Below are 21,525 nucleotides of genomic sequence, written 5' to 3'. Positions count from 1 at the left end.
TTGCCGCCCCTCAGGAGGGACGAATGATGGCGCCGGTACGGGCGTCCTTGATCTCGGATGGATTGGCTTGTCCCCCGACTTCGCCGGGCAGGACATAAGCCAGCTGGCTTGCCAACAGCTCACCTATCTCGGCCACCCGACGGGCAGGCTCCTCGCCGGTCAGGTTGGCACTGGTCGAGACCAGGGGTTTGCCAAAGGCGCGGCACAGGGCCTGCACCTGAGGATGGGCCGTGACACGCACCGCCAGGGTATCGAACTGACCCGTCAGCCAGGCCGGCGTGGTCGCACGGGCAGGCATGATCCAGGTGAAGGGGCCTGGCCAGCTCGCCTGCACGCGAGCAAGCTGCTCGCTGCTGAGCTGGCCCAGGTCGATGTAATCCTGCAGTTGGGCCAGATCGGCGGCGATCAGGATCAGGCCCTTCTCCACCGGACGCTGCTTGATGGCCAGCAGGCGCTGAACCGCAGCCTCGGAGTCGGGATCACATCCCAGGCCAAAGACGGCCTCGGTGGCATAGGCGATCACCCCTTCGCGGTGCAGGGCGGCGATCGCTTGTTCAAATTCGTTTGGCATAGAAAAAATGCGACAGCCGGGCTGCCACCTCTCATCACTGGGTTGTAAGTTGAACCGACATTAGGGACCTTGGTGCCCTCACCTCTTCAGTACATTCGGACGTTTGACCCGCCAGGGCGCCGGCTCATCATCGGCCAGTGCAGCGCCTGCGATGCCGGGCAGGTCAAGAGGCTGGCGGTGCGGCAACATCGGGATCGGCGCCCAACGGCACGGCCATAAAGGGGCGGTTCACGGCAAGGTGATAAATCCAGATGAAACACTCCCTTGCCAGCAAGCTGCCTGCCGGCTTATGGCGGCAGGATTATACCCGCTCAATCTGATGACAGCATTTCTTTTGCGGACAGACCCAGCGCAGACTCCCCCTCACTTTCTTCTCGATCATGATGCCCCAGCCACACGCGGGGCAGGGCATGGGGATCGGCTTGTCGTTCACCACATATTTGCAGTGTGGATAGGCATCACAGGAGTAAAACTGTTTGCCATAGCGGGAGGTGCGGCTCACCAGATGACCCTTGCCGCACTCGGGGCAGAGGATCTGGGTATCGTCGCTCTCCTGCAGGGACTCGATATGCTGGCAGGCCGGATACTGGGTACAGCCCACGAACAGACCGTAGCGCCCCTTCTTGATCGCCAGCGGCTGGCCACAATCGGGGCAGGCCGATCCTTCGAGCACCTTTTCGATGTCGCGGCCGGAGGGCGTCAGGGAACGAATGTAATCACAGGAGGGGTAGGCCGAACAGCCCAAGAAGGGGCCATGCTTGCCCTGACGGATCACCAGCTCGGCACCACACTGCGGGCACGGCTCCCGCTCGAATACATGTTCGTGGGCAGAAAAGAGGTGATGATCGATTTTTGACATGGGCCGCGCCTTGGAATCCAGATGACCTGAATTCTACCAGCGCGGCACCGGACTGTCAGTGAATGACACCGTCTGACTCGTCAAACACCAGCTCCTCCATCTGCTGGTAGGCATTCTCACTGCCCGGGACGTTGAACAGCACCATCATGACGACCCACTTCAGGTCATCCAGCTCGATATCCGGCTTGTCCAGCTCCAGCAAGCGCTCGATACAGATCTCGCGGGTTTCGGCGTTAAGCACCTGGGCCTGTTCCAGGAACAGCAGGAAACCACGGCACTCTGTGCTGAGGCGAGCCAGCTCTTGCGGGGCGTAGATCCGCATCGAACCTTGCGCGCTGGCGGTGACATACACCTCCCGCTCGCTGTCATGCAGATTGGCCAGTCGTTCCAGCCAGTTGAGCGCCTTCTCAATCTCGTCCTGATTGAAACCGGCCCGGCTAAGTTCGTCGGTGAGTTCATCCTGCTCGACCATCACATCTGCATCGCTGTGGATGTAGGTCTCGAAAAGGTACATCAATACATCAAACATGATTCGCCCTCCTCGCTCTGACGTATCCACCGGCTACCGCCATCACTGCACCGGCCAGCTCCAGCTCTACCAACCTGCCCAATACCACTTCGACAGGAAGCTGGGCCCGCTCGGCAACGGTATCCACGCTCGTGGTCTCATAATCTACGTTATCCAACAAATCGGCATAAGGCAATTCGCTATTATGCAATGGCTCGGGAGAAGGGCCCGTCGACCTCTTTAACGGCACAAGGGCAGGCAGCTCTTCCATGACATCTGCCGCATTCAATACCAGCTTGGCCCCTTGCTGAAGCAGGCGATTGCACCCCGCAGCCTGGGTATTTTGCGGGGCACCCGGTACGGCAAAGACCTCGCGGCCCTGCTCCAGCGCGTAGCGGGCCGTGATGAGTGAGCCGCTCTGCTCGGCCGCCTCCACCACCAGGGTGCCCAGCGACAGGCCACTGATGATGCGATTGCGGCGAGGGAAATGTTCCGCCAGCGGCCCCTGGTCCGGCGCCAGCTCGGAGACAAGCAGACCGCCGTGCTCGAGGATCTGCATCGCCAGGCCCTGATGGCGCTTTGGGTAGAGACAGTCAAGCCCGGAGCCCAGCACCGCCAGCGTCACACCGCCCGATGCCAAGGCGTGCTGGTGACAGATGCCATCGATGCCCAGCGCCAATCCGGAGGTGATCGCCAGGCCGCTCTCCACCAGCTCGGCACACAAACGGGCGGCGTTGTCCTTGCCTGCATAGGTGGGGTGACGAGTTCCCACCATCGCCAGCTGTGGCAGGGAAAGGGCAGCGAGATCCCCGCGGCAATAGAGCAGCAAGGGGGCAGCGGGGATCTCTTTAAGCAAGGCAGGATAGGCAGAGTCATCGAGACAAAGGAGGTGATTGCCAGGCGCTTCGGCCCAGCTCAGCCCCTGATCCACAACCGGCAGGGGCCATCTCATCTGCTGAATTTGGGCGCTCTGCAGACCAAGCGATCGCAGGGTGCCATCGTCTGAGTCAAACAGAGCGGTGATGTCGCCACCAAAATGGGCCAGCAGGCGCGCGGCGGTGACCGGGCCTATGCCGGTCACCGCATCCAGCGTCAGCCACAGCGACAGCCGCCCGAGTGGAAGTGGCACGTCAGAAGTTACTGACCTGATAACCCGAGCTGACCAAGTCCTGGCTCTGCAGGATGAGGCCATAGCTCAGCTTGTCATACACCTTGAACAGCATGACCCTGGCAACCGCTTCGGCGGGCAGGGACGACTTGCCAGCAGAGTGGAATGCCTTGTCATAGACGGAAGCATATTCCCGATACGAGACCTTGCCATTCTTTTCCACCATTTCGGCTCCCGGACGCAAAATCTCGAGCACATCGCCTGGCGCAATCTGATCCCGCTGCCCCTTGTTGATGAGCACAACGTCGAACTTGCCTCCTCCGCGCACCTTGCTCGGCAGCTCTATCACATAACCGGGGGAAATCACCGGCGCCGCCTTTGGCATGAAGACGGCAGAGAGGCTCTCCTGCGGTGGCAACGGGATGACCTTGTCTCCCTGATACACCTCGCGCCTGCTGTGCGTCAGCGTGACTCTGGTGCTGTCGTTGCCCTGGCGATCCTCCGCCCGCACAGTGCCGACAAAAATCGCCTCCTGGCCGAGCAGCTCACCGGTCAGCTTGTCCTTGTAAGTCACCCCGGGGCGATAGATGCCGTAACTCTGACCCGGATTCAGCGCCCCATGTACATAGAGGGTGTCCCCCTCCAGCATGCCGATATGCTTGTCGTTATTGCCAAGCACATAGGGCAGATCCTTGCTCTGCTGGCTGTCGGCCAGAATGTGATCGGTTTGCAGAAAGGGCACTATCTCGCTGAGGGGCAGGGTTGGAATGGGATTGGCCTTGTTCTCGTAGCGATTCTTGGGAGACAGGTGAATAACCTGCTTGCCGCCCTGGCTGGCCTTGCCCAGACGCGGCTCGCCGTTGACCCAGCTCAGTTGCAGCACGTCACCTGGGTAAATCCAGTGTGGATTGGCAATCTGGGGATTGATGTTCCAGAGACGTGGCCAGAGCCAGGGTTCGGCCAGATACTGGCCCGAGATATCCCAGAGGGTATCCCCCTTCTGCACCACATAACTCTCGGGATAGCCGGATTTCAGCGTCAACTGCTGTGCCATGGCACCATTGGCCAGGGCTGTCGCCAGACAGGCGAGGATGATTTGCTTCAGATGCATAACACTCCCTGTTACTTCTGCACGCAAAGTGTTGCTGTTTTTTGTCGACGTAAATGACTAGAATTACGTCAATATTGACTGCGTTTACATGAAACTAAAGAAAAAACTATGGCCATTCTAGATGTATTGCGTTTCCCCGATGAGCGCCTGCGCACAGTCGCAGCCCCTGTCGAGACCATTACACCCGAGTTACAACAGATTGTAGATGATATGTTCGAAACCATGTATGCGGAGGAAGGCATAGGCCTGGCCGCGACTCAGGTCGACGTTCATCAGCGCATCATCGTCATCGACGTCTCTGAAGACCGTGAAGATCAGCTGGTGCTGATCAACCCGGAGATCCTGGAGCAGTCAGGCAGCACCGGCATCGAAGAGGGTTGCCTCTCGGTCCCCGGCAGCCGCGCCCTGGTGCCGCGCGCCGAGTGGGTCAAGGTCCGGGCGCTGGATCGCCACGGCAAGCCATTCGAGCTGGAAGCGGACGATCTGCTCGCTATCTGCATACAGCATGAGATGGATCATCTGGTCGGCAAGCTGTTTGTGGATTACTTGTCCCCGCTCAAGCGCCAGCGCATCCGTCAGAAGCTGGAAAAGATGGCCCGTGAAGATCGCAAAGTCCTCTGAGGATCTGCCCCATTGAACAAGCTGAAACTGATTTTTGCCGGTACCCCCGACTTCGCCGCCCGTCACCTGGCGGCGTTGTTGTCTTCCGACCATGAGGTCATCGCCGTTTACACCCAGCCCGACAAGCCCGCGGGCCGCGGCCAGAAACTGACCGCCAGCCCGGTCAAGGAGCTGGCGCTGGCCCACGATCTGCCGGTCTACCAGCCGGCGTCCCTGCGCAATGAAGAGGCCCAGGCCGAGCTGGCTGCCCTTGGCGCCGATCTCATGGTGGTGGTGGCCTATGGCCTGATCCTGCCCAAGGCGGTGCTCGACACTCCGCGGCTGGGCTGCCTCAACGTGCACGGCTCCCTGCTGCCCCGCTGGCGCGGCGCGGCTCCCATCCAGCGCGCCATCTGGGCGGGGGATGCCGAAACCGGCGTCACCATAATGCAGATGGATGTGGGGCTGGATACCGGCGCCATGATCCGCAAGGTGAGCTGCCCCATCGCCAGTGATGAGACCTCCGCCAGCCTCTACGACAAGCTGGCCGAGCTGGGCCCGCAGGCGCTGGTCGACACCCTCGATGCCATGGCCGCCGGTGACACAGCTGCCGAGGCGCAGGACGATGCGCTGGCCAACTATGCCCAGAAGCTCTCCAAGGAAGAGGCGCGCATCGACTGGTCCATGGAGGCCGTCGCCATCGAGCGCTGCATCCGTGCCTTCAATCCCTGGCCCATCAGCTGGTTCGAGGTCGCGGAGCAGACCATCAAGGTGTGGCAGGCCGAGGTCATCGACAGCGACCATGGCCAACCCGCCGGCACCCTGCTCAAGGCCGACAAGCAGGGGATCGACGTCGCCACCGGCAAGGGAGTGCTGCGTCTGCTGACCCTGCAACCGCCCGGCAAGAAGGCCATGTCCGTCCCGGATCTGCTCAACTCTCGCCGCGACTGGTTTGAACCCGGCACGCAATTGCATTGAACTGGATTGAATTGACACAAGCGGGGCCCAGGCCCCGACTTGCGCATCTAAGGTAACTCTATGAAAACACGTGCACAGGCCGCTCTCGTTATTCAACAGGTGCTGGATCAGGGCCAATCCCTCTCCGCTGTTCTGCCTGCTGCCCAGGAGAAGGTGGCGCCTCGCGATCGCGCCCTCCTGCAAGAACTCTGCTACGGCACCCTGCGCTGGTTGCCCCGTCTCGACGCGGCGGTGAGCGAGATGATGGACAAGCCGCTCAAGAACAAGAGCCGCATCTTCCACTATCTGATCCTGGTCGGTCTCTATCAGCTCATCTACACCCGCATTCCGGCGCATGCCGCCGTGGCCGAGACCGTCAATGCCGTCAAGCTGCTCAAGGGCACCTCACTGCGCGGCCTCATCAACGGTGTGCTGCGCAACTTCCAGCGCAGCGCCGAAGTCATACTGCTGCGCATCGACCGGGTGCCCAGCATCCGCCTCGGTCACCCCGAGTGGCTCACCAAGCGTCTGCGTCAGGCCTATCCCGAAGATTGGGAGTTCATCATGGAGGCCAACAACCAGCGCCCCCCCATGTGGATCCGCAACAACAGCCTGCGCCAGAGCCGCGAGCAGATGCTGGCCCGCATGGCCGAAGTGGGCATCAATGCGGTGGCTGGCGAAGAGGGTGAGGATTGCATCCTGCTGGAGCGCCCTTGCGATGTGACCAAGCTGCCCGGCTTCGAAACCGGTGACTGCTCGGTGCAGGACGGTGCCGCCCAGCAGGCCGCACGCCTGCTCGATCCCCAGCCGGGTGACTGGGTGCTGGACGCCTGCGCCGCCCCCGGCGGCAAGACCGCCCACCTGCTGGAGCTGCAGCCCGCCCTCGCCGGTGTGGTGGCCGTGGATGCCGATGAGAACCGCCTCACCCGGGTGCAGGAGAACCTGGATCGCATCGGCCTCACCGCCCGGGTGATCCACGGGGATGCCAGTACGCCGGATCTGTGGTGGCCAGAGGGTCAGTTCGACCGCATCCTGCTGGATGCCCCCTGCTCAGCCACCGGCGTCATCCGCCGCCATCCGGACATCAAGTGGCTGCGCCGGGATCAGGACATCCGTGAGCTGGCCGAGCTGCAACGCCGCATTCTCAATGCCCTCTGGGCGAAGCTGAAGAGCGGCGGCACCCTGCTCTATGCCACCTGCTCGGTGCTGCCGGAAGAGAACCGCGACCAGATCCGCGCCTTCCTGGCTGACACCAAGGATGCCCGTCTGGTGCCGCTGCACCAGCAGGACAACCCGGATTGCCCGGGTCGTCAGTTCCTGCCCGGCGAGGCGGAGATGGACGGCTTCTATTATGCCAAGCTGATCAAGCTGTAGGCCGTGCAGCCGGATGCCGAGTCCGGGCGACAGGCTGGCCTGCCTCGTTTCGAAGCAACAATCTTGAGTAAGATGTCCATATGAAAATCATCATTCTGGGTGCGGGTCAGGTGGGTGGCACCCTGGCGGAAAACCTCGCCGGCGAGAACAACGACATCACCATAGTCGACACCGACAGCGACCGCCTGCGGGAGCTGCAGGACAAGTTCGACCTGCGGGTGGTGAACGGCCACGGCGCCCACCCCAGGGTGCTGCGGGAGGCGGGGGCCCAGGATGCGGACATGCTGGTCGCGGTCACCAACAGTGACGAGACCAACATGATCGCCTGTCAGGTGGCCTACTCCCTGTTCAACACCCCGAACAAGGTGGCGCGGATCCGCTCTCCCGCCTATCTGGTGGAGCGGGATCGCCTGTTCCTGCCGGAATCCGTGCCTGTGGATCACCTGATCGCCCCCGAACAGCTGGTGACCGACTATGTGCGTCGTCTCATCGAGTATCCGGGTGCACTGCAGGTGGTTGATTTTGCAGGTGGCAAGGTGGGCCTGGTGGCGGTCAAGGCCTACTACGGCGGCCCCCTGGTGGGCAATGCCCTCTCCACCCTGCGGGATCACATGCCGAACATCGAGACCCGGGTAGCCGCCATCTTCCGCCAGGGTCGCTCCATCCGCCCGCAAGGCACCACCATCATAGAGGCGGATGACGAGGTGTTCTTCGTCGCCGCCGCCGGCCACATCCGGGCCGTGATGTCGGAGCTGCAACGCCTGGAGAGCCCCTATCGCCGCATCATGATAGTCGGGGGCGGCAACATAGGTGCCGGCCTTGCCCGCCAGCTGGAGAAGCGCTACAGCGTCAAGCTTATCGAGCGCAACCAGAAGCGGGCGGAGCAGCTCTCGGAGAACCTGGAACACACCATCGTCTTCTGCGGCGACGCGGCGGATCAGGAGCTGCTGGCGGAGGAGCACATCGATCAGATCGACGTCTTCATCGCGGTGACCAACGAGGACGAGGCCAACATCATGTCGGCCCTGCTCGCCAAGAAGATGGGTGCCAAGAAGACAATGGTGCTGATCCAGCGCGGCGCCTACGTGGATCTGGTGCAAGGCGGCTCCATCGACATCGCCATCTCGCCCCAGCAGGCCACCATCTCGGCCCTGCTGACCCATGTGCGCCGTGCCGACATCGCCAACGTCTACAGCCTGCGCCGCGGCGCCGCCGAAGCCATCGAGGCCATCGCCCACGGTGACGAGAACACCTCCAAGGTGGTGGGCAAGACGGTGGGCGAGCTCAAGCTGCCGCCGGGCACCACGATCGGCGCCGTGGTCCGGGGGGATGAGGTGCTGATCGCCCACGATCGCACCCAGATCCAGCAGGATGACCATGTGGTGATGTTCCTGGTGGACAAGAAGTACATCCCGGAAGTGGAACGCCTGTTCCAGCCAAGCCCTTTCTTCCTGTAAGCACCCCATGCAACAGGCTGCGACATTCAGACCCGGACACTTCCCAGAGGGAAGGTCCGGGTCTTTTTTCAATCAACGACCAGGTTATCTTGCATGATCAAGCTGCGTCCCATCGTCTTCACCCTCGGGCTGGTGCTCTCCAAGCTGGCCCTCTTCATGTGGCTGCCCACCCTGCTGGCGCTGCTCACCGGCTCCGAGGGTTTCGTCGAGTTTCTCAAGTCCGTGCTCATCACCCACGGCGCCGCCCTGCTCTGCCTGCACTACGGGCGCAAGGCCGAGTTTCACCTCGGGGTAAGGGAGATGTTCCTGCTCACCACCTCGGTCTGGGTGGTGGCCTGCATCTTCGGCGCCCTGCCCTTCGTCTTCATCACCCATATCGGCTTTGCCGACGCCTACTTCGAGACAATGTCAGGGGTCACCACCACGGGATCCACAGTGCTGTCGGGGCTCGACGGCATGGCCCACAGCATCTTGCTGTGGCGCTCCATCCTGCAGTGGCTCGGGGGCGTGGGCTTCATCGTGATGGCGGTGGCCGTGCTGCCCTACCTCAACGTCGGCGGCATGAAGCTGTTCCAGACCGAGAGCTCGGATTGGTCGGACAAGAGCGCGCCCCGCGCCAAGACGGTGGCCAACAACATAGTGGTGGTCTATCTGGTGCTCTCCATGCTCTGCTTCCTCGCCTACTGGGTGAGCGGCATGACGCTGTTCGAGGCGGTCAACCACGCCATGACGACCCTCAGCACCGGGGGCTACTCCACTTCGGACCAATCCATGTCCCACTTCTCCAACGAGGCGCACTGGATCGGCACCCTCTTCATGTTCCTCGGCGGCCTGCCCTTCCTGCTCTATGTGCAGGCCCTCTCCCGCCGTGACAACAGCCTGCTCAAGGATGCCCAGGTGCAGGGCTTCTTCTGGCTGGTGGTCTGGGTGACGGTGGTGGTCACCTTCTATCTCTGGATAAGGGACATTTACGGTTTCATGGATGCTCTGCGCATCAGTAGTTTCAATATTGTCTCGGTGATTACCACCACAGGCTATGGCCTCGGGGACTTCGGTACCTGGGGCCCTCTCACCAGCATCATCTTCATGATCCTGCTGGCGCTCGGCGCCTGCTCCGGCTCCACCTCGGGCGGCCTCAAGATCTTCCGGGTGCAGGTGGCCTTCGCCCTGTTCAAGAAGCAGATGCGCCAGCTGATGCACCCCTCCGGTGTCTTCCCCCAGAAGTACAATGGCCGCCCGGTGAACGACGCCATCATCCGCTCCCTGATCTCCTTCGTGCTGGTCTACTTCGCCGTCATATTGCTGATCGCCGCCCTGCTTGCCGCCATCGGCCTGGATCCCCTGACAGCCATCTCGGGCTCCATCACGGCGGTGGCCAACGTGGGCCCGGGCATGGGCCCCGTCATCGGGCCCAGCACCAACTTCGCCAGCCTGCCGGACTCGGCCAAGTGGATACTGTCGTTCGGCATGCTGCTGGGGCGGCTCGAGATCCTGACGGTGGCGGTGATCTGCTTCCCCTCGTTCTGGCGGCAATGAGGCTGGCGTCGCGGATCACCATGACAAAAAGGGCAGCCCGCGGGCTGCCCTTTTTGTCTGAGTTCGACCGCCGCCGTTGCGTCAGTCGGCGGAGTCTTCCCGCTCCAGCGCACGGTTGACCAGGGGCTCCGGCAGGGGCTTGGTGACCTCGACCCCCAGCTCGCGAAAACGCTCGGCCTGGGCGATCAGGTTGCCACGGCCGTTGACCAGCCGCCCCATCGCCTTGTCGTAGCTCTCCTGCGCCTTGTGCAGGCTGCCCCCCATCTGCTGCATCTCCTCCACGAACAGCCGCAGCTTCTCGTAGAGACGACCGGCCCGCTCCGCTATCTGGCGCGAGTTCTGGTTCTGCCGCTCGTAGCGCCACAGGTTCTCTATGGTGCGCAGTGCCACCATCAGGTTGGTGGGGCTCACCAGCAGAATGTTGTGATCCAGCCCGTAACGCACCAGGGAGGGATCGGCCTCCAGGGCGGTAAGGAAGGCAGGCTCCACCGCCACGAACATCAGCACGTAATCCAGGGTGCGCACCCCGGGCAGTTGCTGGTAATCCTTGCGGCCCAGCTCGCGGATGTGGTTGCGCACCGAGGCGACGTGCTCCTTGAGCGCCACCGCCCTCTCCAGCTCGTCCCCCGCGTTGTACCAGCGTTCGTAGGCGGTCAGCGACACCTTGGCGTCTATGATGATGTCCTTGTCCTGGGGCAGGTGGACGATGACGTCGGGCTGATAGCGCTTGCCCTTGTCCACCTCGATATTGACCTGGGTGTGGTACTCGTGGCCCTCCCGCAGGCCGCACTCGGAGAGGATCCGCGCCAGCACCACCTCCCCCCAGTTGCCCTGCTGCTTGCTGTCCCCCTTGAGGGCCCGGGTCAGGGCCGCGGCCTCTTCGGTCATGCGGGCATTGAGCTCGGCGAGGCGCTCCAGCTCGAACCTGAGGCTGTGGCGCTGGGCCGTCTCCTGGGCGTGGGTCTCCCCCACCTGGCGACGAAAGCCCTCGAGCTGCTCCTTCAGGGGGGTCAGCAGCAGATCCAGGCTGTTCTGGTTCAGTTCGCGGAAATTACCGGAGTTTTGCTCGAAGATACGGTTGGCGAGGTTCTCGAACTGCTGGCTGAGGCGAGCCTCCGCCTGCTGTTGCAGTTGCAGCTTCTCGGCGCTGGCGATGCGCTCGCTGCGCAGGGTGGCTTCGGCATCCTTGAGGCGGGCGGTGAGCTTGAGCAACAGGGCCTGCTGCTGCTCCAGCTTCTGCTGGCCCAGCATCTTCTCGTCCTGCAGCTCGTCGAACCTGTCCTGCAGCGCCTGATGGCGCTCCTCAATGAGCAGTGCCTCCTCACGGGCCGTGCGACGCCCCGCCAGCCAGCCGAGGAGCAGGGCGAGCAGACCGGCCAGCAAGGCAGGCAGCCAGGTCGTCATCGGGATCATCGCCGACTCCGCCGACGCAGGAAGCGCTGGAGATCAACTCGTGCAGACAACCCTGTCATCGGCGGCTCCGCTGGCGCAGAAAGAGTTCGAGGTAACGGTTGAGCAGCAACCAGAACAGGACATAGATGAGGTAGGCGGCCAGCACCACCCACTTGTGACTGTTGACCCCGGTGTCGAGCTCGGTGAACTCGATCTCCTTGATGTGGCAGTAGGCCCACATCAGCAGGGGGAAGATATACAGCAGAGAAGCACGCCACAGAAATAACCACATGAGTTCATCAGATCCCGCAAAAAGACCCGCCTAGCTTACACAAGGGCAACCCGGCTTGCGATCCTGGCCGGCGCTATTCTCTGGCTTGCCGACGGAAAACTGGATAAAATTAACCCCTAATAGGTATAGGGGTGGGCATGACTCATTTTTTCTGTCGCTGGCTGACGCACGCACTGGGGGGCACCCGCAAACCGGACATGGTTTGCCACGAGGCGCGCCCGCCCTGGGCCATCGAAGAGTCGCAATTCCTCGCCCTGTGCCGCCGCTGCGGCGACTGCTTCAAGGCCTGCCCCAACGGTCTGCTCAAACCCGCCGACCAGCCCGAATATGTCGGCACCCCCATCGCCGGCACCCCAGTGCTGGATCTCGCCTGCGGCCAGTGCAGCTACTGTGGCAGCTGCGCCAGAGCCTGTCCCACCGGGGCGCTGGATCTGAGGCTCGGCCGTCAGGTACAGACCCGGGTCAGGATAGAGGCGAGCTGTCAGGCCCGTCAGGGCTTCTACTGCCTGCTGTGTGAGGATGCCTGCCCCCAGCAGGCGATCAAGGCCAGCAGCGAGGGGGTGAGCGTCAACATGGCGGCCTGCGACGGTTGCGGTGCCTGCGGCCTCGCCTGCCTGCACGGCGCCATCACCCTGATCCCCCAGCTCTGACGGCACCGGCATTCCGACGCCCCCAGCTCCGTCCCCAGCATGCATGCCAGACAGCAAAAAGGGCCCTCGGGGCCCTTTCATCGTCATGACCCTCAGGCCATGGTCAGGATATTGTCCTGCTCTATCCCCAGCAGGTGGCACAGCCGGGTCGGATCCCGCACCGCATCCGCCAGGGTGTACTCCCCCAGCACCTCGAGGAAGGCGTTCATGGCGCGGCGCAGTATGCCCTGGATGCGGCAGCCGCCGGAGAGGCGGCAGTTCTCGCGCTTGCAGTCCACCGGGCAGAGCACGTGTTCCATGTCCATCACCACGTCGCGCAGGTTGATGGAGACGGCGGAGCGGCCGAGACGGATGCCGCCATGCTTGCCACGTACCGTTTCGATGTACCCCTTGATGCCGAGCTGATGCACTATCTTGACCACGTGGTTGCGGGAGATGGCGAAGGTGTCGGCCACTTCCGTGATGGTCGACAGGCGATCACCGGGCTGGATGGCCAGAAAGGTCAGGGTACGCAGGGCATAGTCGGTAAATCGTGTGAGTTGCATGGTCGCACTTGCCTCTTACTACAAGCCAGAAATCAGGACGACAGCCAGTGGCCAGAGAGGTGAGACTGCACGTGCGCCCGCACAGGTGTCGCGTCTTCAGCCGGGTCGTGGAGTGACAAGGTTAAGAGCAGCTCTGGCGGGTGTCGACGAAGATGTACATAAATCGACACTTTCTTTGATTGATCGCAAACTTGCCGGCTCGAGGCGGGGTTTTGGCCATTTCCGGCGGCTAAATTCCATCGGCAGGCACAGGGCCACAGTCCGGCGAGCGGGCCGGTGCGCGGCTGTCAGTGGGGATGCTTCAACCAGGTTTTCAGGGCCTGGGAGGGGATGGAGCTCTCGGAGGCGACCGCGAAGGCGCCCCAGTCCACCGCACACTGCAGGGCATCCCTCATCGCCATGCCGCGGGCCAGACCGTGGATAAGGCCGCCGGCGAAGGCATCCCCCGCCCCCGTGGTGTCGACCACGGACACAGGCCGCGCCGCCACCCGCACCTGCTCCTCGCCGTGGATGGCCACGGCCCCCGCCTTGCCCTCGGTCAGCACCAGCCATTCGAGCTGATCTCCTGCGAGTTGGCGGGCATGCTGCCAGGGGTCGCCCACCTCGGCGAGATCGGCGCGGGAGGCCACCAGCACGTGGCAGGGGCGGCGAGCCTGCCCGCCCTTGGGATACTGGGCCACCACGAAACTCTTGCCCAGCATCTGGCGCATGTAGCCGATGATGGCGGTGCCGGGGTAGTTCACATAGAGGCAGTCCACCCCCTCCAGCGGCAGGTCGCCGGGCAGATCCGGGCGACGTGGCCGCCTCAGAATGGTGCGCTCCCCGGTGGAGTCCACCAGCACCAGCAGCTCCCCCGTCTCGCCGCCGAAGCGCTCCACATGGGAGCAGTCCAGCCCATGGCCCGCCGCCTGCTCCAGCAGCCAGTCGCCGGTCTCGTCCAGCCCGATGCGGGAGGCGATGATGACCTCGTGCCCCGCCCACACCAGCCCTATGCCGGTGTTGGCGGCGCCGCCGCCGAGCCTGCGTCCCTGATCCACGTATTGCAGGCGCGCCCCCGCCACCAGAGGTTCGGCCAGGGAGAGCACATGATCACAGTTGAGATTGGCAAGCAGCAGGATGCGGGACATGGGGACCTCGGCAGGGCGGGCAGGATCCGGCACCCAGCGGCACCGGATCTGTCACGGAAGACGACTCAGTAGACGGGCAGCTCCACCCCGACCAGCAGTTCGTCGATGCGCGCCTGGGTCGGCTGCTGCATCACGTTCTGGATCATCTCCTTGGTGAGATGGGGGGAGAAGGAGCTGATGAAGTCATACATGTAGTTCTGCAAGAGGATGCTCTTGCTGAAGCAGAGCTGGGCCGGGCAGGGCTCGAACAGGTGCTCCAGATTGATGGCCACCAGGCCGGGGGCGTCGGTGTCGTTGGCCACCAGCGACGAGATGATGCCGATGCCAAAGCCCAGCTCCACGTAGCGCTTGATGACCCCCGCATCCATCACCGTCATGTAGTAGTTGGGGCTGAGGCCGGCCGCCTGGAACACCCTGTCCTGCACCTGACGCCCGGTGGCGCCACTCTCGTAGCTGAGGATGGGATACTGGCAGAGCTGCTCCAGGGTCGGTTTCTTCACCTTGGCCAGGGGGTGATCCTGGGGCACCACCAGCGACAGGGTCCAGAGATAGGCGGGCAGCGCGATCAGCTCCTTGTCGAAGCCGATCTCGTGGGCCACGATGGAAAAATCCGAGTAACCCTTGCTGATCTGCTCCTTGGTGGCTGACATCACGGGGTGCAGGTGGAACGAGATCTTGGGGTACTTCTTGGTGAAATAGGTGACGCTTTTCGGCAGCAGGTAACGGGCTATGGTGTGGGTGGTGTGGATGTTGAGGGTGCCCACCGTCGGGTCCAGGTACTCCCGGGAGATGGCCTTGATCTTGCTCTCTATGTTGAGCATGGCCTCGGCACACTTGATGATCTCCTCCCCCACAGGGGTGATCCTGTGCAGGTGCTTGCCGCGACGCTCGAAGATGCGCACCCCCAGCTCGCTCTCCAGCAAGCCGATCTGCTTGCTCACCCCAGGCTGGCTGGTATAGAGCGCATCGGAAGCGACGGAGACGTTGAGATTGTGGTCCCGCACCGCGATCAGATACTTCAACTGCTGTAGTTTCAAGGTTGCACCCTCACAGGCTGGCGCGGCTGTCGTCAGATGGACAAGGCCGCCACAAATGGCGGCCAGTGTACCATCCGAGCTCGGCATATCACCGCTTGATCCTTCATTTTGCTACAAAATCTAGCATCTGCAGGGTGGATATGACAAACGGACGCTCAGCGCACGGCAGGCCCGACCGGCAGCATGCCGAGGAACTGCAGCAGCCACTGCATCATGGTGGCCGAGTCCACTTCTCCCTCCAGGGAGGAGAGGCTGCTCTGGTAGTGTTCGTCGGGCAACCGATCCCGCCGCCGCTCGATCAGCGCCCGGTTGTACTCCACCGAAAACTCCGGATGACCCTGGATGGCGACTATGTGATCCCCCTGCAGGAACATGAAGTTCGGGCAGAAATCGTTGCCCGCCAGCAGGGTCGCCCCCGGTGGCAGCTGCTCCACCTGATCCTGATGACTGGCCAGGATCCGTATGGTCTCGAGCCCCGGCTGCATCCAGGGTTTCGCCTCCTGCATGGGGTGAACCGAGACCCCCAGCCCCCAGCCCTTGGTGGACTTCACCACCTCTCCCCCCAGCGCCTGGGCGATCACCTGATGACCGAAGCAGATGCCGGCCAGCTTGACGTTGGCATCGTGGGCCCGCCGGATCCAGTCGCGCAGCGCCAGGATCCAGGGGATGTCGCTGTAGGCATCGTGGCGCGAGCCTGTGATGAGCCAGGCATCGCACTCGTTCAAGTCGCTCGGCAGCTCGCCGTCGAGCGCCGACCAGACCCTGTATTCCAACGCCGGGGCCAGCGCCCGGAATCCCTTGATAAACATCTCGGAGTAAACGGGGCCGAAACTCCCAACCAAGTCGGGGTCCAGCCGGTCACAATCGAGAATTCCCAGTCGCATCTGTCACTCCTTCACAGGGATAGCGGGACACGCCGGCGGACTCCTTCCGCCGGGCCATGCCAGGGCTAGCTGCTGCATGTTGATCATTTCATGGTCGGCATGGAGAACTCGGCGCCGGCCCGCAGGCTCTGGGGCCAGCGTGCAGTCACCGTCTTCATCCGGGTATAGAAGCGCACCCCGTCCGGCCCGTGCATGTTGAGCGGCCCGAAGATGGATCGCTTCCAGCCACCGAAGCTGTGAAACGCCATGGGCACAGGGATGGGTACGTTCACCCCTACCATACCGACCTGAACCCTCGTGGTGAAGTCCCTTGCGGTATCCCCGTCGCAGGTAAAGATGGCGGTGCCGTTGCCGTACTCGTGTTCGTTGATGAGGCGCAGGGCCGTCTCGTAGTCCGGCGCCCGCACTATGGCGAGCACGGGGCCGAAGATCTCCTCCCGGTAGATGCGCATCTCGGGGCCGACCCGGTCGAACAGGCTGCCGCCGATAAAGTAGCCCTCACCGTGGCTGACACCGCGACCATCGACCACCAGTTCGGCTCCCTCGGCCACCCCCTGATCCACGTAGCCGCGCACCTTGGCCAGGTGCTCGCGACTGATGAGGGGGCCCATCTCGTTCTCCGGGCTCTGGCCGAGGCCGGGTCCGACCCGCAGGGCCGCCACCAGGGGCGAGAGTTTCGCGACCAGGGCATCGGCGGTGGCATCGCCGACCACCAGGGCCACCGAGATCGCCATGCAGCGTTCGCCGGCCGCGCCGTAGGCCGCCCCCATCAGGGCGGAGACCGCTTGATCGAGATCCGCATCCGGCATCACCAGCATGTGGTTCTTGGCGCCGCCCAGGGCCTGCACCCGCTTGCCGTGGGCCGAGGCGGTGGCATAGATGTACTGGGCGATGGGGGTGGAGCCGACGAAGGAGACCGCCTGTACCCGCGGATCGGTCAGCAGCACGTCCACCACCTCCTTGTCGCCGTTGACCACGTTCAGCACCCCGTCCGGCAGACCCGCCTGCTTGAGCAGTTCGGCCATGCGCAGGGAGAGGGAGGGATCCTTCTCGGACGGCTTGAGGATGAAGCTGTTGCCGCAGGCCAGCGCCACCGGGAACATCCAGAGCGGCACCATGGCCGGGAAGTTGAACGGCGTGATGCCGGCGCAGACCCCCACCGGCTGCATCATGGAGTGGCTGTCCACCCCGCGGCCCACGTTGAGGGAGTGCTCCCCCTTGAGCAGATGGGGAATGCCGCAGGCAAACTCCACCACCTCCAGCCCCCGGGTCAGCTCCCCCTGGGCGTCGGAGAACACCTTGCCGTGCTCGCGGCTGATGAGGCGGGCCAGCTCGTCCCTGTGCTGCTCCATCAGCTCCTTGAAGCGGAACATCACCCGTGCCCGCACCAGCGGCGGAGTCTGGGACCAGTCGGCGAAGGCGCGCTCGGCGCTGGCGATGGCATCGAGGCACTCGGCGGCGGTGGAGAGGGCCACAGTGCCCTGCTGCTGGCCGGTGGCCGGATCGAAGATGGCGCCGAAACGCTCGCTGCGACTCTCTGTGGTTTCGCCGTCGATGAAGTTGTCGATCCTGTAACTCATAAATCCTCCGTGATGGGTCATTCGCGTCATTCCTGCGCGCGGCCGTGGGCATCAGGCACAGGAAGAGGGCGCCCGGCGGGCGCCATGCAATCGGGTGAAACGTTATTCCTGGCTCTGCAACACGTCCTGCAGCAGGGTGAAGAGGTCATCGATCTCGCTGCGCTCGATGATGAGGGGGGGCGACAGGGCGATGATGTCGCCGGTCACCCGGATCAGCGCCCCCTTCTCGAAGCAGCGCACGAACACCTCGTAGGCGCGCTTGCCCGGCGCATCCGGCATGGATTCCAGCTCTATGCCTGCCACCAGGCCGTAGTTGCGCACATCCTTCACATGCTTGCAGCCCTTCAACGAATGGGCCGCCTCCTCCCAGTAGCCCGCCAGATCGGCGGCGCGATGGAGCAGGTTCTCGCTGCGGTAGATCTCGAGGGTCGCCAGACCCGCGGCAGCGGCCACAGGGTGGCCCGAGTAGGTGTAACCGTGGAACAGCTCGATGGCGCCCTTGCCGGCGGCCATCATGTCGTCATAGATGTGGTTCTGGACCAGCACCGCCCCCATGGGGATGGCGCCGTTGGTGAGGCCCTTGGCGCAGGTGATAAGGTCGGGAATGACGTCGAACTCCTGGGCGGCAAAGGCGGAGCCCAGACGACCGAAGCCGGTGATCACCTCGTCGAAGATCAGCAGGATGCCGTGTTTGGTGCAGATCTCCCGAAGGCGCTTGAGGTAGCCCTTGGGGGGCATGATGACGCCGGTGCTGCCGGCGATGGGCTCGACGATGACGGCCGCTATGTTGCTGGCATCATGGAGGAAGACGATCTTCTCCAACTCGTCGGCCAGGGAGAGATCTTCCTCGGGCAGCCCCTTGGTAAAAGCATTTTTCCCTATGTTGAGGGTGTGGGGCAGGTGATCCACCCCCCCAAGCAGGGAGCCGAACCACTTGCGGTTGCCGGGAATGCCCCCCACCGAGATGCCGCCGAAGCCGACCCCGTGGTAGCCGCGCTCGCGACCTATGAGCCGGGTGCGGGTGCCCTGACCGCGGGCCCGCTGCCAGGCCAGCGCTATCTTGAGCGCAGTGTCGACGGACTCCGAGCCGGAGTTGGTATAGAAGACGTGGCCGAAGCCCTTGGGGGCTATCTCCACCAACCGGTTGGCCAGCTCGAACGGTAGAGGATGGCCCATCTGGAATGTGGGGGCGAAATCGAGGTGGGAGATCTGCTGGGAAACCGCCTCGGCAATCTCGCGCCGACCATGGCCCGCGTTGCAACACCAGAGCCCGGCGGTGCCATCCAGTATCTTGCGGCCATCCTCTGAGTGATAATACATCCCCTCTGCCGACTTCAGGATGCGCGGCGCCGCCTTGAACTGCTGGTTGGCGGTGAAGGGCATCCAGAAGGCGGACATGTCGGAAGGGGTATTGATGTCGCTAATCGGTTTCATGGTCACCTCATCCTTAAGGCGTTTAGTAACACTTGGCTGATGCCTATTAAATTAAACACCTGAATCCATAAAAAAGGGCCTTTCATCGCCCTGCTTGGTGTCACCCCCCAGGGGTGGTATAAGATATTTAACACAATTTTAATAATAGTAAACAGTCAAGGAGTGTCTATCGATGGATATCGGTCACCGCCTCAAGGCGGTTCGCACCAAGGCGGCCCTCTCCCAGCGCGAGCTGGCCAAGCGCTCCGGTGTGACCAACGGTTTTATCTCCCAGATCGAGAAAAATCAGGTGAGCCCCTCGGTCGCGTCGCTGCGCAAGGTGCTGGAAGGCATCCCCATGTCGCTGGCCAGCTTCTTCACCGATGAGACGGAGATGGATTCCGAGGTGATCTTCCGCGCGGACGACATGCCGGATCTCGGCACCCACCCCATCAGCTATCGACTGGTGGGTCACAGCCGGGCCAACCGCGCCATCGGCATGATGCAGGAGGTACTGCCCCCGGGGGCCGACACCGGCGACGACATGCTGAGTCACGAGGGGGAAGAGTGCGGCATCGTCATCAGGGGACAGGTGGAGGTCACCGTCGGCGAGCAGGTACACCTGCTGGCCCCCGGGGATGGCTACTACTTCGACAGCCGCACCCCGCACCGCTTCCGCAACGTGGGGGAGCAGGAGTGCATGCTGATCTCAGCCAACACCCCGGCCAGCTTCTGATCCCCATGGGTGGCCAGGGCCGCTCGCCCCTCCACGAAACGGCCCTGCTGCCTGGATGAGGTCCGCCGCAGATCGGGGCCTTTCCTCGGGCACGGAGCGGCAAGTGTTTAATGAATTGTTACAAGATGGATTTACAAGCGGCAGGATGTTTAGCATATTGATACGCGAAGACGTTTTTTGCCGGTTCAAGGAGTGAACATGAGTGACCTGACCCTGGCCCAGTGGCAACACAAGGCCGCCCATCTGACCCTGCCCTCGCAAGCCTTTATCGACGGCAGCTACCGGGATGCCGTGAACGGCGCCACCTTCGATTGCATCAACCCGGCCAACGGCCAGCTGCTGACCAAGGTGGCCTCCTGCGATGCCGCCGACGCCGAACTGGCGGTGCAGGCCGCCCGCGCCGCCTTCGATGACAAGCGCTGGAGCGGGCTCTCCCCGAAACAGCGCAAGCTCGTCATGCAACGCTTCGCCGAACTGATGCGCCTCAACCAGGTGGAGCTGGCCCTGCTGGAATCGTTGGATATGGGTAAACCCATCGGCGATGCCATGGGTTATGACGCCCCCGCCGCCGCCAACTGCATCGCCTGGAACGCCGAGGCCATCGACAAGATCTACGATCAGGTCGCCCCGGTGGAAGAGTCCGCCCTGGCCCTGGTGACCCGGGAGGCGCTCGGGGTGGTGGCCGCCATCGTGCCCTGGAACTTCCCCCTGGTGATGGCCTGCTGGAAGCTGGGGCCAGCGCTGGCCACCGGCAACTCCGTCATCCTCAAGCCGTCCGAAAAATCCCCTCTCACCGCCCTGCGCATCGCCGGCCTTGCGAAAGAGGCGGGCATCCCGGACGGCGTCTTCAACGTGCTGCCGGGCTTTGGCCATACAGTGGGCGAGGCGCTGGCCATGCACATGGACGTGGACTGCATCACCTTCACCGGCTCCACCAAGATCGGCAAGCATCTGGTGCAGTGCTCCGGCAAGTCCAATCTGAAACGCGCCTTTATGGAGTGTGGCGGCAAGAGCCCCAACATAGTGCTGGCGGATGCGCCGGATCTGGACGCCGCCGCCAGGAGCGCCGTGGGCGCCATCTTCTACAACCAGGGCGAGGTGTGCACCGCCGCCTCCCGCCTGCTGGTGCAGAACAGCGTCAAGCCGCAGTTCATGGAGCGCCTGCTGGCCCATGCCCGCGAATGGATAGCCGCCAACCCGCTGGACCCCGCCACACGCATCGGCGCCATGGTGGACGGCATCCAGATGGAGCAGGTACTGAACTACATCGCCATCGGCCAGCAGGAGGGCGCCAGACTGCTGCTGGGGGGCAAGCGCACCCACACAGAGAGCGGCGGCTTCTATATCGAGCCCACCATCTTTGACGACGTGACCCCGCAGATGCGCATCTTCCGCGAGGAGATCTTCGGCCCTGTGCTGGCGGTGACCGGTTTCGACACCCTCGAAGAGGCCATTGCCCTTGGCAACGACACCGACTACGGCCTGGCGGCGGCGATCTGGACGGCGGATCTCAACAAGGCGGTCAAGGGCTCCCGCGCCCTGCGCGCCGGCACCGTCTTCGTCAACAACTGGGATGGCGGCGACATGACGATGCCGTTCGGCGGTTTCAAGCAGTCCGGCAACGGCCGCGACAAGTCACTGCACGCCCTGGAGAAGTACACCGAGCTGAAAAGCACCTGGATCCAGCTCGATTAGCGTCGAATATGACGAGATCAGACAACAAAGGGGGAGAAATCCCCCTTTTTCATTTTTACCCTTTCTTCAACGGCCTCAATCGATATAATCATC

Annotated in this window: 21 protein-coding genes; 8 read left to right on the top strand and 13 right to left on the bottom strand. The window is 63.1% G+C overall.

Translation table 11 applies throughout. The features are described from left to right. Positions 1-10: 10 nt before the first annotated feature. The 5 genes from tsaC to AC3WR3_RS17015 form a co-directional block, all read right to left on the bottom strand. The gene (gene tsaC / locus AC3WR3_RS17035; RefSeq protein WP_492292497.1) at positions 11-571 is read right to left on the bottom strand and encodes an L-threonylcarbamoyladenylate synthase type 1 TsaC; all 561 of its coding nucleotides are present in this window, start codon (positions 569-571) and stop codon (positions 11-13) included. A 301-nt stretch (positions 572-872) separates the two neighbouring features. Continuing rightward, positions 873-1,430, bottom strand: coding sequence for a DNA topoisomerase family protein (locus AC3WR3_RS17030; protein WP_342059288.1), 558 nt, complete (start codon positions 1,428-1,430; stop codon positions 873-875). A 55-nt stretch (positions 1,431-1,485) separates the two neighbouring features. Further along, positions 1,486-1,959, bottom strand: a complete 474-nt coding sequence (locus AC3WR3_RS17025) for a DUF494 family protein (RefSeq protein WP_025325340.1) — start codon at positions 1,957-1,959, stop codon at positions 1,486-1,488. Further along, positions 1,952-3,067 carry a DNA-processing protein DprA gene (dprA, locus tag AC3WR3_RS17020; RefSeq protein WP_492292494.1) on the bottom strand — a complete coding sequence of 372 codons (1,116 nt, stop codon included), beginning with the start codon at positions 3,065-3,067 and terminating at the stop codon, positions 1,952-1,954. The genes AC3WR3_RS17025 and dprA overlap by 8 nt, the downstream gene beginning before the upstream one ends. Before the next feature lies 1 nt (position 3,068). Continuing rightward, positions 3,069-4,157 (bottom strand): LysM peptidoglycan-binding domain-containing protein, encoded by a 1,089-nt coding sequence (locus AC3WR3_RS17015; protein ID WP_492292492.1) that lies wholly within the window; start codon positions 4,155-4,157, stop codon positions 3,069-3,071. Between the two features lie 108 nt (positions 4,158-4,265). On the opposite strand from AC3WR3_RS17015, the gene def reads away from it, so the two are divergent. The 5 genes from def (at position 4,266) to AC3WR3_RS16990 (ending at position 10,081) form a co-directional block, all read left to right on the top strand. After that, a complete protein-coding gene (gene def / locus AC3WR3_RS17010) occupies positions 4,266-4,778 on the top strand; it encodes a peptide deformylase (RefSeq protein WP_043132215.1) in 513 nt (170 codons plus the stop codon). A gap of 12 nt (positions 4,779-4,790) precedes the next feature. Next, positions 4,791-5,735 (top strand): methionyl-tRNA formyltransferase, encoded by a 945-nt coding sequence (gene fmt / locus AC3WR3_RS17005; RefSeq protein WP_492292490.1) that lies wholly within the window; start codon positions 4,791-4,793, stop codon positions 5,733-5,735. 60 nt (positions 5,736-5,795) lie between these two features. Beyond that, positions 5,796-7,088, top strand: a complete 1,293-nt coding sequence (gene rsmB / locus AC3WR3_RS17000; RefSeq protein ID WP_492292488.1) for a 16S rRNA (cytosine(967)-C(5))-methyltransferase RsmB — start codon at positions 5,796-5,798, stop codon at positions 7,086-7,088. Between the two features lie 80 nt (positions 7,089-7,168). Then, a complete protein-coding gene (gene trkA / locus AC3WR3_RS16995) occupies positions 7,169-8,545 on the top strand; it encodes a Trk system potassium transporter TrkA (protein WP_139437629.1) in 1,377 nt (458 codons plus the stop codon). 93 nt (positions 8,546-8,638) lie between these two features. After that, the gene (locus tag AC3WR3_RS16990) at positions 8,639-10,081 is read left to right on the top strand and encodes a TrkH family potassium uptake protein (RefSeq protein WP_492292486.1); all 1,443 of its coding nucleotides are present in this window, start codon (positions 8,639-8,641) and stop codon (positions 10,079-10,081) included. A gap of 81 nt (positions 10,082-10,162) precedes the next feature. Here the strand turns inward: AC3WR3_RS16990 and rmuC are convergent, their stop codons facing one another. Together rmuC and AC3WR3_RS16980 are read right to left on the bottom strand one after the other, a co-directional pair. Then, complete coding sequence (rmuC, locus tag AC3WR3_RS16985; protein WP_492292484.1) at positions 10,163-11,494, bottom strand: DNA recombination protein RmuC; 1,332 nt, start codon at positions 11,492-11,494, stop codon at positions 10,163-10,165. A gap of 55 nt (positions 11,495-11,549) precedes the next feature. Next, entirely contained in the window at positions 11,550-11,765 is a 216-nt protein-coding gene (locus AC3WR3_RS16980; RefSeq protein ID WP_139437624.1) for a hypothetical protein, read from the bottom strand. A 137-nt stretch (positions 11,766-11,902) separates the two neighbouring features. On the opposite strand from AC3WR3_RS16980, the gene AC3WR3_RS16975 reads away from it, so the two are divergent. Then, positions 11,903-12,415 (top strand): ferredoxin-type protein NapF, encoded by a 513-nt coding sequence (locus AC3WR3_RS16975; protein WP_247627693.1) that lies wholly within the window; start codon positions 11,903-11,905, stop codon positions 12,413-12,415. Between the two features lie 92 nt (positions 12,416-12,507). On the opposite strand, the gene AC3WR3_RS16970 is transcribed toward AC3WR3_RS16975, so the two are convergent. From AC3WR3_RS16970 to aptA, 6 genes are all read right to left on the bottom strand, one after another. Continuing rightward, positions 12,508-12,960, bottom strand: coding sequence for an Rrf2 family transcriptional regulator (locus AC3WR3_RS16970; RefSeq protein WP_005326180.1), 453 nt, complete (start codon positions 12,958-12,960; stop codon positions 12,508-12,510). A 287-nt stretch (positions 12,961-13,247) separates the two neighbouring features. Then, a complete protein-coding gene (locus tag AC3WR3_RS16965; protein ID WP_139437620.1) occupies positions 13,248-14,087 on the bottom strand; it encodes a PfkB family carbohydrate kinase in 840 nt (279 codons plus the stop codon). Between the two features lie 65 nt (positions 14,088-14,152). Continuing rightward, a complete protein-coding gene (locus AC3WR3_RS16960) occupies positions 14,153-15,124 on the bottom strand; it encodes a LysR substrate-binding domain-containing protein (protein ID WP_005326177.1) in 972 nt (323 codons plus the stop codon). A gap of 155 nt (positions 15,125-15,279) precedes the next feature. Beyond that, positions 15,280-16,008, bottom strand: coding sequence for a glutamine amidotransferase-related protein (locus tag AC3WR3_RS16955; protein WP_042650122.1), 729 nt, complete (start codon positions 16,006-16,008; stop codon positions 15,280-15,282). 83 nt (positions 16,009-16,091) lie between these two features. Then, entirely contained in the window at positions 16,092-17,588 is a 1,497-nt protein-coding gene (locus AC3WR3_RS16950) for a CoA-acylating methylmalonate-semialdehyde dehydrogenase (RefSeq protein ID WP_492292480.1), read from the bottom strand. A gap of 102 nt (positions 17,589-17,690) precedes the next feature. Further along, positions 17,691-19,022 (bottom strand): omega-aminotransferase AptA, encoded by a 1,332-nt coding sequence (gene aptA, locus AC3WR3_RS16945; protein WP_492292478.1) that lies wholly within the window; start codon positions 19,020-19,022, stop codon positions 17,691-17,693. A 172-nt stretch (positions 19,023-19,194) separates the two neighbouring features. Here aptA and AC3WR3_RS16940 point away from each other — a divergent pair, with 172 nt between their 5' ends. Next, positions 19,195-19,737: a cupin domain-containing protein gene (locus AC3WR3_RS16940; protein WP_139437613.1), complete on the top strand. Its 543-nt coding sequence runs from the start codon at positions 19,195-19,197 to the stop codon at positions 19,735-19,737. Between the two features lie 198 nt (positions 19,738-19,935). Further along, positions 19,936-21,432, top strand: a complete 1,497-nt coding sequence (locus tag AC3WR3_RS16935) for an aldehyde dehydrogenase (RefSeq protein WP_492292476.1) — start codon at positions 19,936-19,938, stop codon at positions 21,430-21,432. Positions 21,433-21,525 lie beyond the last annotated feature (93 nt).

Source organism: Aeromonas sp. EU05-FHT14A05, from assembly GCF_058791175.1.
This window is presented reverse-complemented; position numbering and strand designations above follow the sequence as displayed.